General features: G+C 58.9%; 17 protein-coding genes. 11 read left to right on the top strand and 6 right to left on the bottom strand.

Annotated elements, in window-relative coordinates:
* Positions 1 to 57: 57 nt before the first annotated feature.
* The 8 genes from QBL02_RS07410 (at position 58) to QBL02_RS07375 (ending at position 7,060) form a co-directional block, all read left to right on the top strand.
* Positions 58 to 573 carry a hypothetical protein gene (locus QBL02_RS07410; protein ID WP_282725771.1) on the top strand — a complete coding sequence of 172 codons (516 nt, stop codon included), beginning with the start codon at positions 58 to 60 and terminating at the stop codon, positions 571 to 573.
* A gap of 3 nt (positions 574 to 576) precedes the next feature.
* Entirely contained in the window at positions 577 to 1,743 is a 1,167-nt protein-coding gene (locus QBL02_RS07405; protein ID WP_282725770.1) for a peptidoglycan-binding protein, read from the top strand.
* Positions 1,740 to 2,408, top strand: coding sequence for an ABC transporter ATP-binding protein (locus tag QBL02_RS07400; protein ID WP_282725769.1), 669 nt, complete (start codon positions 1,740 to 1,742; stop codon positions 2,406 to 2,408). Before QBL02_RS07405 ends, QBL02_RS07400 begins: the two co-directional genes overlap by 4 nt.
* Positions 2,405 to 3,673: an ABC transporter permease gene (locus tag QBL02_RS07395; protein ID WP_282725768.1), complete on the top strand. Its 1,269-nt coding sequence runs from the start codon at positions 2,405 to 2,407 to the stop codon at positions 3,671 to 3,673. Before QBL02_RS07400 ends, QBL02_RS07395 begins: the two co-directional genes overlap by 4 nt.
* Before the next feature lie 112 nt (positions 3,674 to 3,785).
* Positions 3,786 to 4,163 carry an MmcQ/YjbR family DNA-binding protein gene (locus QBL02_RS07390; protein WP_282725766.1) on the top strand — a complete coding sequence of 126 codons (378 nt, stop codon included), beginning with the start codon at positions 3,786 to 3,788 and terminating at the stop codon, positions 4,161 to 4,163.
* A gap of 81 nt (positions 4,164 to 4,244) precedes the next feature.
* On the top strand, positions 4,245 to 4,826 hold the full coding sequence (locus QBL02_RS07385) for a TetR/AcrR family transcriptional regulator (RefSeq protein WP_282725765.1): 582 nt from the start codon (positions 4,245 to 4,247) through the stop codon (positions 4,824 to 4,826).
* Positions 4,823 to 5,986, top strand: coding sequence for a GDSL-type esterase/lipase family protein (locus QBL02_RS07380; protein ID WP_282725764.1), 1,164 nt, complete (start codon positions 4,823 to 4,825; stop codon positions 5,984 to 5,986). Before QBL02_RS07385 ends, QBL02_RS07380 begins: the two co-directional genes overlap by 4 nt.
* 132 nt (positions 5,987 to 6,118) lie before the next feature.
* Positions 6,119 to 7,060: a diacylglycerol kinase family protein gene (locus tag QBL02_RS07375; protein ID WP_282725763.1), complete on the top strand. Its 942-nt coding sequence runs from the start codon at positions 6,119 to 6,121 to the stop codon at positions 7,058 to 7,060.
* On the opposite strand, the gene QBL02_RS07370 is transcribed toward QBL02_RS07375, so the two are convergent.
* On the bottom strand, positions 7,057 to 7,518 hold the full coding sequence (locus QBL02_RS07370) for a MarR family transcriptional regulator (RefSeq protein ID WP_282725762.1): 462 nt from the start codon (positions 7,516 to 7,518) through the stop codon (positions 7,057 to 7,059). The genes QBL02_RS07375 and QBL02_RS07370 overlap by 4 nt on opposite strands.
* A gap of 123 nt (positions 7,519 to 7,641) precedes the next feature.
* Here QBL02_RS07370 and QBL02_RS07365 point away from each other — a divergent pair, with 123 nt between their 5' ends.
* Positions 7,642 to 8,874 carry an MFS transporter gene (locus tag QBL02_RS07365; protein WP_282725761.1) on the top strand — a complete coding sequence of 411 codons (1,233 nt, stop codon included), beginning with the start codon at positions 7,642 to 7,644 and terminating at the stop codon, positions 8,872 to 8,874.
* A 60-nt stretch (positions 8,875 to 8,934) separates the two neighbouring features.
* Positions 8,935 to 9,768, top strand: a complete 834-nt coding sequence (locus QBL02_RS07360) for an aldo/keto reductase (RefSeq protein WP_282725760.1) — start codon at positions 8,935 to 8,937, stop codon at positions 9,766 to 9,768.
* Between the two features lie 117 nt (positions 9,769 to 9,885).
* Here QBL02_RS07360 and QBL02_RS07355 read toward each other — a convergent pair whose 3' ends face one another.
* From QBL02_RS07355 to QBL02_RS07335, 5 genes are read right to left on the bottom strand one after another with little or no spacing between them, the layout of a single operon-like run.
* On the bottom strand, positions 9,886 to 10,539 hold the full coding sequence (locus QBL02_RS07355; protein ID WP_282725759.1) for a response regulator transcription factor: 654 nt from the start codon (positions 10,537 to 10,539) through the stop codon (positions 9,886 to 9,888).
* The gene (locus QBL02_RS07350) at positions 10,533 to 11,657 is read right to left on the bottom strand and encodes a histidine kinase (protein WP_282725758.1); all 1,125 of its coding nucleotides are present in this window, start codon (positions 11,655 to 11,657) and stop codon (positions 10,533 to 10,535) included. The genes QBL02_RS07355 and QBL02_RS07350 overlap by 7 nt, the downstream gene beginning before the upstream one ends.
* Before the next feature lie 9 nt (positions 11,658 to 11,666).
* Positions 11,667 to 12,419, bottom strand: coding sequence for an SGNH/GDSL hydrolase family protein (locus tag QBL02_RS07345; RefSeq protein WP_282725757.1), 753 nt, complete (start codon positions 12,417 to 12,419; stop codon positions 11,667 to 11,669).
* 42 nt (positions 12,420 to 12,461) lie between these two features.
* Positions 12,462 to 13,217 (bottom strand): ABC transporter permease, encoded by a 756-nt coding sequence (locus QBL02_RS07340; protein WP_282725756.1) that lies wholly within the window; start codon positions 13,215 to 13,217, stop codon positions 12,462 to 12,464.
* A 53-nt stretch (positions 13,218 to 13,270) separates the two neighbouring features.
* Positions 13,271 to 14,281, bottom strand: a complete 1,011-nt coding sequence (locus QBL02_RS07335; protein ID WP_282725755.1) for an ABC transporter ATP-binding protein — start codon at positions 14,279 to 14,281, stop codon at positions 13,271 to 13,273.
* A 131-nt stretch (positions 14,282 to 14,412) separates the two neighbouring features.
* Here QBL02_RS07335 and QBL02_RS07330 point away from each other — a divergent pair, with 131 nt between their 5' ends.
* Positions 14,413 to 14,889 carry a YbaK/EbsC family protein gene (locus tag QBL02_RS07330; RefSeq protein WP_282725754.1) on the top strand — a complete coding sequence of 159 codons (477 nt, stop codon included), beginning with the start codon at positions 14,413 to 14,415 and terminating at the stop codon, positions 14,887 to 14,889.
* Positions 14,890 to 15,267 lie beyond the last annotated feature (378 nt).

Raw genomic sequence — 15,267 nt, 5'->3', positions numbered from 1 at the left:
GCTTCGAACGAATCAGAAGCGCCAATGTACTGATCGGACTCTCTGAAGGGGACCACCATGAAGAAGACTCAATTGTTCCGCCGTATTGCCGTACTCACCGCAGCACCGTTGCTGCTTGTGGCAATGGCCGCGTGTTCGCCTTCGAGCGGCGAGAGTGAAGAGAGTTCAGGCGCTTCAGTGACCGAGGCAGATATGCAGGCGTGGTCAATGAAGTACGCCACCTGCATGCAAGAACAGGGCATTGATTATCCAGACCCACCGAAAGATCCAAACGCCAGCATGCAGGCTTTCAACATCGATGAGATGGGTGGTATCGAAGTTTTTGAAGCAGCTGACAAGACCTGCCGCGGAAAGCTCGGTGAACCACCAATGACTGACGAGATGAAAAAGATGATGGAGAACCCCGAGGCAATGCAAGAGCAGAGCCTCAAGCTTGCAAAGTGCCTCCGAGACCAGGGTTATGACGTCAAGGATCCAACACCCGGCGGCGGACTCACTCTCGACAGTGAGATCTCGCCAGAAGCTTTTGAAGCGTGTGGACTCGGCGTGAGTTCAATGAAGGCGGGGCAGTAGACAATGTCGCAAGAAGACGTCTTGCCCGACGAGAGTGCGCTGTTGCCGGCACTGAACGAAGAGGCGACGGTAGGCGATCCAACGCCCCCTGAAGATGACCAGAAAAAACGACTTCGCTGGCCATGGATCGTCGGCGCGAGTGCGCTGCTCGCCGCGATTGCGGTGTCTGCAGTGCTCATGTTTGGCGGCGCAGCTGACCCGAGCGGCGCGACGAGCCCGAAGGATCGCGCCACCGCGACGATCACTAAGGGTGACCTGGTGGAACAAACCCTGGTCACTGGCATGCTCAGCTATAGCGGCCAACAAAAACAAGACGGCCCAAGCGGAACACTGACCTTTAGTCAACCGGCTGGCACTGTCGTCGATCAAGATCAGACGCTATTCGCAGTCGACAACCGCCCGGTCACGCTGCTGCGCGGTGATCTCCCGCAGTGGCGCGCATTTGAATGGGGCATGGGCGATGGTCCAGACGTGAAGCAGCTCGAAACCGCGCTGAAAGAGCTCGGCTATTTCTGGGGTGAACCCGACGAAGAATTCGACGGAGACACCTATGACGCCATCTGGGATTGGCAGGACGACAAGGGGCTGGAGCGAACCGGAACGATCGGCCTCGGCGACGTAGTGTTTGCTTCTGGCCCGGTTCGGGTTGCCAGCAACGACCTGGCGGTTGGCGCGCAAACAGGGCCGGGTAATACCGTGATGACCACTACTTCCACGCAAAAAGTGGTGAATGTTGAGCTGAAATTGCAGCAGCAGCAACTCGCGGTGATTGGTGCGCCCGTCGAGGTCGAATTGCCGGGTGGCAAAAAGGTTACCGGCAAGATCAGCGCGGTCGAACCACCAAAACCTCAAGAAAAGAACAACGACGGTGGTGAGGCGCCAACGATTGTGCCGGTGACGATCACCCTTGATGATCCGGCCGAGGCTGATGGTTTCGACAAGGCTTCGGTGCGTGTTTTCTTCACGAGCGAAACGAAAGAGAACGTGCTGTCGGTGCCGGTTTCTGCGTTGCTCGCGCTGAGCGGAGGCAATACCGGTGTTGAGGTTGTGCAAAAAGACGGCAGTACCAAGCAGGTTCCGGTAGAAACTGGGCTTTTCGCTGGTGGCATGGTTGAGGTCTCGGGTGACGGGATCGCGGAGGGCACCACGGTTGTGGTGCCAGCGTCGTGATCTCGCTCGATCAGGTGACCAGAAGTTTCGGGTCGCCGCCCACACAAGCGTTGCGTGGTGTCAGTCTCGAAGTGGCAAGGGGTGAGTTTCTTGGCATCGTTGGGCCATCTGGTTCAGGCAAATCAACGATGCTCAACATTATTGGCACGCTGGATCGACCCACCACGGGGCGCGTGAAAATCGCAGGGCGCGAGGTGGAGCACATGAGCGACGACGAACTTTCGGGCCTGCGAGCAAATCGAATCGGCTTTGTGTTTCAACAGTTTCACCTCAATGAGGGCAGAACGGCGCTCGACAATGTTGCCGATGGTTTGCTCTACCGAGGGGCTTCGCGAAAGGAACGATTGCGGCAAGCCGAAGCCTCTCTGATCAGGGTGGGTCTCGGGCATCGACTTTTGCACAAGCCAAACCAGATTTCTGGCGGTGAGCGGCAGCGTGTTGCGATCGCTAGGGCGACGGTCGGCAACCCTGAGATTCTCTTGGCCGATGAGCCTACGGGCAACCTAGATACTGCTTCGGGCGCCACGGTAATGCAGTTGCTGCACGAACTGAATCAGACAGGCACCACGATTGTCATGATTACGCACGACCGCGAGCTCGCGGCTTCACTGCCTCGGAGCGCTAGGGTGCGTGACGGTTTGTTGGTTGACGGGGTGAAAGTATGACTTCGCGACGGGAGACTTGGCTTGAGGCTGAGGTTGAATCCGAGGGTGACGCAAGAGCGACTGCGTCCGCACCGAATGGTGGCGAGGATCGCGCACAGTTACGATTTGCTGACCTGCTCTCGCTGAGTGTTTCTGGAATGAGTGCTCGCCCAGTGCGTGCGATCCTCTCGGCGCTTGGTATCGCTATTGGCATTGCGGCGATGGTCGCAGTGCTCGGCATTTCGACCTCGAGTCAGGCGAAATTGCAGCAGCAGCTCGATTCGCTTGGCACCAACATGCTGACTGTTGAGGGTGGCAAGAACCTCTTCGGTCAGGACTCGCCACTTGCAGAGGACGCCGTTTCGAGAATGGAACGGGTGAAGGGGGTCGATGAGGCGGCTTCGGTTGGTGATTTGACCTCGGTGTTTGTGTATCGGAATTCCTTTATTTCGCCCTCGCAGACGGGCGGTATTCAGGTGAGGGCGGCACACGACAAACTGCTCGATGTTACGGGTGCGAGCTTGCGGAGCGGTGTCTGGTTCAACGAGGCGACGGGAAGTTATCCTTCTGTTGTGCTCGGCTCGGAGACTGCGAAGCGGCTAGGGATCGAATCTCCGGGTAGTCAGGTGTGGCTGGGTGATCAATGGTTCACCGTGATTGGCATTCTTGATCCTGTGCCGCTTGCGCCAGAACTTGATAGTTCTGCATTGGTGGGGGAATCGGTTGCGGCAGAGCGCCTCGGTTATGACCGGGCGCCGACTCGGGTGTTTTTGCGCGCTGATGACTCGTTGATCGATGAGACGCGTGAGTTGATTCCGGGCACCTTGAACCCGCAGACCCCCGAGGGGGTGAGCGTTTCGCGACCGTCAGACGCGCTCGCCGCGAAGGATGCAGCCGATGAGGCCTTTACGGGTTTGCTGCTCGGTCTTGGTTCGCTCGGTTTGCTGATCGGCGGCATTGGTGTGGCGAACACGATGATTATCTCGGTGATGGAACGTCGCCGTGAGATCGGTTTGCGCCGTGCGATTGGGGCCAGGCGGGTGCATATTATGCGCCAGTTCTTGGGTGAGGCTTTGCTGCTTTCGGCGCTGGGTGGTTTGGCTGGTGCGCTACTGGGTATTGCGGCGACGGCAGTGTATGCCTTGAGTAATGGCTGGCCGATTGCGGTGCCGTGGCTGGTGCCGGTGGCGGCGGTTGGTGCGACGCTTGTGGTTGGTGCGGTGGCAGGTATTTACCCGGCGCTGCGAGCCGCGAAGGTTTCGCCGACTGTGGCGCTCAGTGGGTAGCGTCTTCTGGTGCTGCGGAACAGGGGCGGGGTCGTGTGATTGCGGCCCCGCTTTTGTCGCTGGCTGGCTGTACTCTGATTTCAGTTTTGGTCGTGAGTGGTTGGGGGTCGGTATGTCGTTGACGTCGATTGTGAATGAAGCTTGGCTTGCAACGCTGGTTGCGAAGTTGCCGGGGGCTGAGCTTTGGTACAACGAAGATTGGCAGGCGCATATTCTTTCGGTTGGCGGTAAGCAGTTTGCCAGGCTCGGCACCGACAAGATGGGTACCCCGATCGTCACGTTGAAGGGCGATCCGCTAGAGAACGAGGCACTGCGCCAAGAGTTTTCGGCGATTGTGCCCGGTTATTATTCGAATAAGCAGCACTGGAATTCGGTGCTGCTTGATGAAGCTTCTTTCGGCGAGGATCGCATGGCCGAGATGCTTCAAGACGGCTATCGCATTGTGTTCGAGAGTCTCACGAAGAAGTTGCAGGCCGAGCTTTCTGCTTAGTGTTGGTGCTTGGTTTTTGAGTGATCCGCTTCGATTTCCCTAAAGCTTGTAGGTTTTGCCTAATGGGTGTAGGTTTCTGGTGTGGCTCGCGCAAATCTCACCCCAGAACGTCTCTATGCAGCCGCGGCTGAACTCGCAGACGCACACGGCTTCGAAGCTGTCACCGCATCAGCGGTTGCCCGCCACTTCGGAGTTCAACCTGCAAGCCTGTATTCACATGTGCGTGATCGTGATGCCTTGCTTGATGGCGTGCAGCAATATGCGCTCGGCGAGCTTGGCGATCGTGTGTCAATCGAGATCGCAGGGCGTTCGGGGGTTGAGGCCCTGCGCGGTTTCGCCGAGGCGAATCGTGCTTACGCTCTGGAACGCCCCGGCGCGTGGCAAGCGTTACAGCGAACGGCATCGATCGAGACCGCAACATCGACGCAGGGTCAGAGATTAGGTGCACTCACGATTGCGCTGGTCCGCGGCTACGGGCTAGACGAATCGCAATTGGTGCACGCCGCTCGGTTCATTGGTGCAACGCTCAATGGATTTCTTGCACAAAACAAAGCGGGCGCATTCGACCACCGTGACACTGAAGTAGAGACGTCGTGGCAAGCGGCCCTGGCGGCGCTGGATCGAGCCCTGCGTAGTTGGCCGACAAGAGATGAGGCACTGTGAACAAGATCGAGATGCGGCCCGAATTCGTGCGAGGCGCGGCCGAAGTGAGCGCCGGTCGTCACGGTCTCGCGATCCATCGATTGCCGAGCTGGGTGCGCGAACAATTTCCTGACCCGCAACTCATGGCGATGCAAGCCCAGCCCTCGGGCGTGCACCTTGCTTTCGTGACCGAGGCCGAACATCTTTCGCTCGTAAGTCACACGAGCAGAGTGGTGTATCTCGGCCTCGATCGGCCTCGTGGCTGCATTGATGTTGTCGTCGACGGTGAGCTCTATGTTCGCGACGTGCTGAGCGGTGGCGATCGTTTTGAAATCGACATGCAAAACGGGCGGCAGCAACTTGTTACCGGTAGTTCGCACACGAGCGAAATCACACTGCCAGCTGGCCGGAAGCGGGTTGAGCTATGGCTGCCGCACAATGAAGCGCTTGAACTGATCGAGTTGCGCGCAGACGCTGCATTAGAGTCGTACGACGACGATCCTCGGCAATTTCGCTGGCTGCACCATGGAAGCTCTATTAGCCACGGTTCAAACGCAAGCGGACCAACTGAAATCTGGCCGGTGGCAGTGGCGCGTGCCGCTAGCGTTCGGCTGCAGAATCTCGGCTTTGGCGGCAGTGCACTGGTTGATCCTGTTATTGCTCGCGCCATTCGAGACACCCCGGCCGACCTCATTACACTCAAGCTCGGTATCAATGTGGTGAACCATGATGCAATGCGATTGCGCGCATTTGTGCCTGCGATCCACGGTTTTCTCGACACTATTCGTGAGGGCCAAGCCGAGACACCGATTGTGCTCATCTCACCAATCTTCTGCGGTATCCATGAGGCAACGCCCGGCCCCGGTTCGATTGATCCAGCGAGCTTTGCTACTGGCGTGCCCAAGTTCTCTGCGAGTGGCGACCCCGCGGAGGTCGCAGCGGGCCGACTCACGCTCGAGGTGATCCGTGAGGCGCTGGCATCGGTGGTGCAGGCGAGGTCAGACGACGCTCAGTTGCACTACCTCGACGGCCTCGAACTTTACGGTGCGGCAGACGCCGCCGAACTGCCGCTGCCGGACAACCTGCATCCAGATTCTGAGGGGCACGCCCTCATCGCCGCGCGCTTTGGTGAGCGAGTGTTTGCCGAGCATGGCCTGTTTTGGCGCGGTGCGGCAAACTGAGAATTCGATTCTAATTCTTAGTCACCTGCTTCAGTTAGGCGCGGTTGCCAACGTAGCCTGTGGGGAGTTGTGGTCGCTCAGCTGACCTGATGTAGCTGCGTGGCCGCTTGAATCGAGTAGAAGAGGGTTGTAATGAGTGCGCAGCGGGCTGGAATTGTTTGGAACCCTTCGAAAGTCACCAAAGAAGAACTGCTTTCGGCGCTGGGCGAATCTACTGAGGTAGAGCTGAGCTGGCACGAAACTACTGAGGATGACCCTGGTCGCGGTGCCGCACAAGCCGCAGTTGAGGCCGGCGCCGAAGTTGTACTTGCGGCGGGTGGTGATGGCACTGTTCGCGCGGTGGCTGAGTACCTGGCAGACGCCAACTCTGCAGCAGAACTGGCCGTTATTCCGCTCGGCACAGGTAACTTGCTCGCCAGAAATCTTGGCATTCCGCTCAACAATCTGACGGCAGCATTTGAGCGCGCCTTTGCGGGAGAATCGCAGCCGCTCGATATTGGTTGGGCTGAAGTGCAGTTAGCTGATCGAACCGAACGTGCCGCATTCGCTGTGATGGCGGGTTTCGGCATAGACGCGCACATGATCACTGAAACGAATGACGATCTTAAAGACAAGGCCGGTTGGTTGGCTTATGTTGAATCGCTTGGCCGCGCGCTGGACGCGAGCGAGGTGATTGACGTTCGGCTTTCCACTGGTGAAGCTGCCGCGAAGAGCGAGGCAGCGCATACGCTGATTATCGGTAACTGTGGCACGCTGCAGGGTGGAATCACGCTGCTGCCAGACGCCGATCCGGGCGATGGTGAGCTTGATCTTCTGGTGCTGAGCGCAGATAGTTTTGCGGGCTGGGCAGATACCGCTCGAAATCTGGTGTGGGACAACGGCCTCAAACGTCTCTTCGGCGGCAATAATGCCGAGACTGCGGCTCAAAGCAGCGACAGTGCGAGCCACCGACGCTTCACCAATCTGGTCATGGAGTTGGCAGAGCCGCGGGTGTTTGAGGTTGATGGCGATGTGATTGGCGAGAGCTCTCACGTGAGCGTCTCGATCCAAGCGGCAGCGGTCCGGGTTCGCTAGCTCGTGGCTGCCAGCGGGGTGTCTTGTTCCTGCAGCACGTGCACCACGGGGGCGAGTTCTGGCTGCTCGCTCGCTTCGGCTAGTACGCGCTGCAGGGTGGCGTCGTGCACCGGGTGTGCTTTTTCGTAGAGGGCTTGGCCGGTCGTGGTGAGTTCGGTGTAGATTCCGCGCCGATCGTCGACGCAGAGAATTCGGGTGAGTAGACCGCGGTCTTCGAGGCGGTTCACTAGGCGCGTGGTTGCGCTTGGGCTCAGCGCTGTTGCGCGGGCTAGCTGCTGCATTCGCATGTGCCAGCCGTCCTGCCTGCTGAGCGCGTCAAGCACGGTGTATTCGACCACCGAGAGTTCAAATTCGCGGCTGAGGGAGCGCTCAAGCTCCGCCTCGATCAGTCCGTGCAGGGCTGCGAGGGTGCGCCAGCCGCGCGCGCGAATTTCCACTGCGTCGTCTGCGATTCCCATGAGGCTCCTTGATTTCGCGCCCATCAAAAATAGTTGCTTGCGCGCATTAGTTGCGTGTGCAATGATTATCTTCGCAGTCGCAATAGTGCGCGTCTGCAACTATTTTAACAGAAAGGCCAGCACATGCCACTCGGACTTATCGCGCTCGCGCTTGGGGCATTCGGCATTGGCCTCACTGAATTTGTCATCATGGGGTTGTTGCCAGAAGTCGCAATCGATCTTGGCGTAAGCGAAGCCGCCGCCGGTTGGCTCATTTCCGGCTACGCGCTTGGCGTGGTCGTAGGCGCTCTCGCGCTCACCGCCGCCACCACAAAGTTGCCCCGCAAACCGGTACTGCTCGGCCTCGTACTGCTCTTTATCGTTGGAAATCTTGTCACAGCAATTGGCAGCGGCTACGAACTCGCCATGGCCGGCAGAGTGCTCGCGGCGCTCAGCCACGGCGCATTCTTTGGCATCGGCGCGGTCGTCGCAGCAGACCTTGTCGCGCCAGATAAAAAGGCCGGAGCCATCGCAATCATGTTCACTGGCCTCACCGCGGCCAATGTGTTCGGGGTGCCGTTTGGCACATTCCTTGGCCAGCAATTTGGCTGGCGATCGACATTCTGGGTGATCTCAGCCATCGGCGTGATCGCACTGATAGGAATTGCCTTGCTAGTACCAGCAGGCAAACAGCAAGCTCCGACAACTGCCGGGCAGCAAGCCGCCGAACTCGGACTTCAAGGTGAATTGCGCGCCTTCCGATCGGTCCAGGTCTGGCTGTCGCTCATAGTGACGGTGCTCGCCTTCGGTGGCATGTTTGGTGCATTCACCTACATCGCCTACACCCTCACCGAAGTCAGCGGCTTCGCGAGCACAACAGTGCCCTGGCTGCTTGTGCTCTTTGGTGTGGGCCTGTTGATCGGCAATTGGGCCGGAGGCAAACTCGCCGATCGTTCAATCGACGGTACGCTGCTCGTGTTTGTTTCTTCGCTCACTCTGGTGCTTGCATCGTTTTCATTGCTCGCTGGATCGCCAATCGCCACGACCGTGCTGCTCTTCATGATGGGCGGATTCGGTTTTGGTACGGTGCCCCCGCTGCAGGCCAGAATCATGCACTTCGCGGGATCCGCGCCGACTCTCGCCTCTGGCGCGAACATTGCCGCCTTCAACCTTGGCAATGCGCTCGGAGCTTGGGCTGGCGGCATAGGTATCGCCGCCGGACTTGGCTACACCGCACCAATCTGGATCGGCTCAATCATGACCCTCGCAGCTGTCATCGTCATGATTTTTGCCGCAGTGACGGCGCGAAATGAAAAGACTGACGCTCTCGGTGAAACTCCCGTTGCGTCACAGGCCAGTGCCTCGGCAATGGCCTAGGGTGTGGGCAGCGAGCCACCCCAAACCACAGCAAATTTCCCAACCCGAAGGAGAAATCCGATGAACACCCCTCAGGTGACCACCCTCACCCTCAACAACGGCATCGAGATGCCACAGCTTGGTTTTGGTGTCTTTCAAGTGCCAAACGATGAGACACAGCGTGCAGTCGAGGCGGCTCTTGCTGCCGGCTACCGGAGCATCGACACCGCAGCGATCTACGGCAATGAAGAAGGCGTTGGTCGGGCTCTTGCCGGTTCGGGAATTGCCCGCGACGAGCTGTTCATCACCTCAAAGGTGTGGAACAGTGAGCAGGGTTACGACAGCACACTCCGTGCCTACGATGATGCACTTGAGCGCCTCGGCCTCGACCAGCTGGATCTCTTTCTGATTCACTGGCCAACGCCAGAAAAGGATCTCTACGCAGATACCTGGCGTGCGCTTGAAAAGATTTATGCAGACGGACGAGTGCGTGCGATCGGTGTCTCGAACTTTCAGCCCGAGCATCTGGATCGTATTGCGAGCGAGAACGGCATTGTTCCCGTGCTGAATCAGGTCGAGCTGCACCCGTCATTCCAGAACCGAGAGGTTGCTGAAGCAAACGCAGCTCGTGGCATTCTCACCGAGGCGTGGAGCCCCATCGCACAGGGCGATGTGCTCGCCGATCCAGTGGTTGTTTCACTCGCAGAACGCCACGGCAAGACTCCAGCGCAGGTAGTGCTGCGCTGGCACCTGCAGCAGGGCCGCATTGTGATTCCGAAATCGGTCACGCCGTCTCGAATCGCCGAGAACCTGAACCTGTTCGATTTTGAGCTTGCCGCAGCAGACCTCGCGGCAATCGACGCTCTTGAAAACGGTGGCCGCCGTGGCCCACACCCAAGCGAGTTCAACGCGTAATCACACGCACGACATCGTTCACACCCGTGAGTGGATACGTTGTAGCGAAATGGTGCACCGGAACACTGTCCCGACGTATCCACTCGCCGACAACGTATCCACTCGCGGGTGTTGCGTCTAGATCCAGCCTTTGTCGCGCGCAATCTTGGCAGCCCCCGCGCGGTTGCGCGCACCAGTTTTGCCGATCGCCGACGAGAGATGATTGCGCACCGTGCCCGCCGAAAGAAACACCTCGGCGGCAATGTGAGCCGCGCTCTGACCCTCGCCAGCCAAACGAAGAATCTCCTGCTCCCGTTCGCTCAGCGGGTTCGCGCCTTCAAACAGCGAAGCTTCGGCAAGCGCTGGATCGACCACTCGCAATCCAGCATGCACCCTGCGTACCGCGTCAGCCAGGTGCTCGGGCGAGGCGTCCTTCACGATAAATCCACCGGCCCCGGCCTCAAGCGCAGCGCGCAAATACCCCGGCCGTGCAAACGTCGTAACGATCAGCACCTTGGTGCTTGAGCAGGCCTCGCGCACCAGCCGGGTAGCGACAATCCCATCATCACCCGGCATTTGAATATCCATGAGACAAACATCTGGCTGCAGGGCGATGGTCTGATCCACCGCGCTTTTCGCATCTGCCGCGAAACCAACGGTCGTGAGGTCTTCTTCCAAATCGAGCAAAGCACCGAGCGCACCGCGCACGAGCGCCTGGTCGTCAACGATAAGCAGCCTGATGGTGTTCTTTGAGCTGTCGGCGGCGGGAATTTCTCCGGTGAATGTCACCATGTCAGGCTCACCTCAGTTCCGCGTTCGGCCGACGATTCAAGGTGCAGCACCGCGCCAGCAGCGGCAGCGCGTTCCGCCATGCCCCGCAATCCGTTGCCCGGCTTTGCAATCTCTCCGATGCCATTGTCGTGAATGCGGGCAGTGCCGGGAGCGAAGGCGATCTCAACTTTGCTTGCCCGCGCGTGCCGAAGCACATTCGTGGTTGCCTCGCGCAGGATCCAAGCGGTCGTGATGGCCTGAGCGGGCGAGAGCGCGGTGACCTCGCCAACAACTGTCACAGTTATGCCGGCTGATTCGAGCGCAGACGTGCTCGCCGACACTTGCTCCGCCAACCCGTCGGCGCGAAGACCGGTCACCGTGCTTCGAACTCCCGAGATTGCTTCACCGGTAAGCCGAATAATCTCACTCATTTCGGCCTTAGCCGCCTCTGGATTGTTCTCTACCAGGCGCATTGCAAGTTCAGCCTTGAGCTTTACCACGGTGAGTGAGTGGCCGATCAGATCGTGCACATCTCGGGCGACTGATTCGCGTTCTTCACTGGTTGCGAGATCCACTCGCAAGATGTCGGCGGTAATCGACCGGGTGATGAGCCAGACGTTAATCGAATTCACGACGAACATCACAACGACAACCGCAAGCAGCATCACCGCAGGCCGCTGGCCGAGCAAGTACGTGGCCACCACAGCTGCAAGGGTCAGCAGCACTGAAAGTGTTGCAGTAACCCAGTGCCAGACCACGCCCAACACGTACGACGCGTAGGCCATGAGGAACGGCAGAAAGCTGGTAGCGCCCCAGCCCAGTGCAGGGATCGTGAGAGCCGCGAACAGTGCATCGGCCAAAAATAGTGCAATGACCGGGCGAGAGGGTGCATGCCAGCCGTCGCGCATACCCAGAATGAAACCGCCAAGGTAACAGAGCGCAAAGGCCACCAGGGCGCTCCAACCGAGTGTGACTGCCCAACCCTCAGCGTTCGACTCGAGAAGCCCGACAGCTGGGTAGTACAAGAAACCGAGCCAGACAACTGACATGAGCCAGCCGTACCGCTGCCAGGGGCTAGTCTGTTCAGCCTTCGCCGTGCGTGTGAGGGGTGTCGAGCGTGACGTTTCAGGGATCGTCATGGTTTGAGCCTAAGTCAATCTTGTGCGAACGAGCGGCCAAAATGCATCAGCCCAAACCTCATACCCACGATCATTTGGGTGAAACGCGTCGCCAGCGAATTCAGTGAGAATGCCGTTGATACCGCGTGCTTTTGTCGCCGCGTAGAGCGGTACCACGCTGAGGTGCCGCGCCTCGGCGATGACGTGCACGATGCCGTTGGCTTCGTGCACCTTGCGTTCATTCTTTGGCAGATGAAAACTTGGCAGTTCGGCAAGAATGGTCTCGCTTGGCAGCGCGTCAAGAATCGTATTGAGATTGCGGTGAAACGCTCGGGGATTCCACTGCGCGATATCGTTCGCGCCTATCGCCAAGGTGACTAGGTCTGCCTGGCGTTTAGCGAGCACTTTCGCTGCCCGTGGCAATTGGTCGCGCACACAAAGGTCGCTCGGCGCGCCAGAAACCCCAAGATTGGTAACCGCAATCGGGGCGTCGAGCTGAGCTTCGATTCGATCCGCGAGCTGACCAACATAGCTTCTGCCCGGCACAGAAGCGCCGATTCCCTGCGCCGTTGAGTCGCCAAGCGCCAAGTAATGGAATTCGCCTGGCTGTTTGCGCCGCTCGCGCCACCACGCCGCAGTTACCGGCTGCATCTCTGCCAGTTCCATCAGCGGCCGATTGGCAATCTCAAAAAGCCTGGCCTGGCCGAACCGTTTTGCGAGTGTGGCTGTCGCCGAGAGCGCGAGCGCTTTCACGCCGAGCGCTGGGGAGTGACCTGGAAACACTCGCCCAGCGTAACCGACGGCAAGCAAAACCGACCAACCTGACTAGCGGCGCTGGCGCGAACGAAGCACACCGATGCGGGTGATGATCGCGAACACGGCGGTCCAAGCGACGACATTGAGCAGCACGGCCCAAAGCGGATCTGAGCCGCCAGAAACGAGTGCGCCCTCCGTGATCGGCCAGCGCACCAGCGCGACATAGCCGTACATCGGCGTGAAATGCGCAATATCGAGCATGACTCCGCTGAGCGGCATAAACACGTTTCCGAAGAAGCTGAAGAACGTGATCGAAATTGAGGCGAGTGCGGCAGCCGAATCAGAGTTAAAGGCAAGCCCAACACCGAGACCGAACAGTCCAAACATGCAACTGGTCAGCAAAATCAAACCGGCAACGGCAAACCAACGCCATAGGTCGTCGGCTTCTGCTCCGGTGAAACTACCGAGAATGAACACGGCAGTGACCGAGAGCGCCGCGAAGCAGACTGCCGTGAGTAGTTTGGTCAATGCGTAGCCGACCATCGAGAGTGGCGTCATCGCGATCTGCCTGCCCCAACCCTGACCGACTTCGCTCGCCGCGAGAGAACACATCGAGCTCATGGCCGTTGCTGCGCCAAATGCTGCCATAGAAGCCATGACGTAGAGCGAAACGTTGCCGTTGCCTGCGCTTACGGTGGTGTAGTCAGAGCTCACACCAAACATCAGATAGAGCACAACGGGCATTCCGAGCGTGAAGGCAAGGGTGTAAGGGTTGCGCAGTTGGCGCTTTATTTCGGTGCGAAAGAACGTGGCTGAGAAGATCATGGCTTTTCCTTGAAAGTGAATTTTGCTGAGAGACCCGTGACGCGAGCGACGGTTTAGTCGCGCGTCAGCTTGGTGAAGGCTGTCTCAAGGGTTGGCGCCACGATTTCAAGATCGTGCGCGCCCAGTTCGAGCAAACGTGCCGCAATCGCATCGGAGTGTGCGGTGCGCAGCGTGATCCGTTTTTCGTCGATGTCAATTTCGAAGTTGCTATCGAGAGTTTGACCCAAGCTGTCACCGGCTGTGTCTGCTGATGGTTGCCCGGTGAGCTCCGCCAGATTTAGGGCGTCGAGGATCGCCTTGGCATCGAGCTGCCAGAGCGCTGCAGGCAAAGTAGCTGACACGGTGCGACCGCCGAGCGCTGCGCGCAATTGCGCGGTGGCACCATCTGCGACGATCTTGCCGTGGTTCATCACTACGGTGCGTTGTGCGAATTGTTCGGCTTCTTCGAGGTAGTGGGTAGCGAAAACAATCGTGCGCCCAGCGTTCGCTTCATCACGCATCACTTCCCAAAACCTGCGGCGGGCAGTCACATCCATGCCTGCGGTTGGCTCATCGAGCACCAGCACGTCGGGGTCTGGCAGTAGCGCGAGTGCGAATTTCACACGCTGTTGTTCACCACCAGAGCATTTGCTTACCTTTCGTTTTGCGATCGGTTCGAGCCCGGTGCGTTCCATGACGTCAGCAACGCGAGCGCTGGCGCCATAAAAACTCGCGATGACCTCGACCGTTTCGGCGACAGTGAGGTCGGCGAGCAAGCCGCCGGTCTGCATCAGTGCAGAGAGCCGGCCCGCCGAGGCAGCTTGCCTCGGCGTCTGTCCGAGCACGCGCACCGATCCGCTATCGGGGTCGCTGAGGCCGAGCATCATGTCGATCGTTGTTGTTTTGCCAGCTCCGTTTGGGCCGAGCAGTGCAACGATTTCGCCGCGCCCAATGCTGAGGTCGACTCCGCGAACCGCCTGCACGCGACGCTCCCCGCTGCCAAAACTCCGGGTGAGGCCGCTGAGCTCGAAGGCCGGTTCGTTCAGACTTGTGGCTGTCTGCTGCATGCTGCGCTGTGTGTTCATACTGCTAGCTTTTCACCGCGGGTGGTCGGTCGTCACTGAGCTGCTGTCATGACTCAGGCATGACATTTGTCATGCTGAAGCCCACAGCGTGGGGTGACAGAATGTTGCCAAGTAGACCGCAGGGGGAGAGCATGTCAGACGCGCAAACACGAGTGCAGGATGCTGCGGCAGCACGCGGGCTTGATATCGAGCTTCGAGAGCGGGCGAACGCTGGATCGCTCGAAGAGGCTGCCGCGATCCTCGGTATTGAGCCAAGAGAGATCGTGAAAACCCTCGTTGTGAAACGCTCAGATGGCAGCTATCTCTTTGCGCTTGTGCCCGGCGGTCGTGCAATTTCCTGGCCGAAATTGCGCGCGGTCGTTGGCGTGAATAAGTTGCGTTTGCCCGAGGCTGAGCTTGCGCTCGCCGCGACCGGTTATGAACGCGGCACGATTACACCGATTGGCAGCAGCCAAGACTGGCCGGTGTTTGCTGATGCTTCAATTGTGGGCTCACGCATTGCAATGGGGGCGGGAGCTCACGGGTTGAGTCTTTTTGTTGACGCTGACGCACTGATTCGCGCCTATCAGGCCACGGTTGCAGACATTACGGTGCCCGAAGCCGCTTAGGCGTCAGTACCAAGCTGTAGTTTTGTCGAAACCCACACCGATTGGGGTCTTCCTTCGTGAAGAAATGACTGGTTTCGTGCGCCCAGATGTGGTCGAATTAGCTTCACATGTGCGGCGCTGCTCATAAGGCGGCTCCGCCGAGTAATGGAGTGAGGATCAAAAGTCCCACTCCCTGAACCGGAAGGTGCGGCCATGAGCCTCTATTTACGCAACCCTGCCCACCCTGCAAACACCAGCGGGAGGGCCGTTCGATGAAGAACATGCAGCAGTCGTCGGGTATGCCGGTCCATAAGTATCGTCCGTTTCACGAGATTATTCGGGTTGATTTGCCGGATCGTACGTGGCCTGGGAAGCGGATCACTGAGGCGCCGCGGTGGT

Source organism: Leucobacter sp. UT-8R-CII-1-4, assembly GCF_030010235.1.
GTDB lineage: Bacteria > Actinomycetota > Actinomycetes > Actinomycetales > Microbacteriaceae > Leucobacter.
The sequence above is the reverse complement of the archived record's forward strand: the minus strand, read 5'-3'. Positions and strand labels throughout refer to the sequence as shown.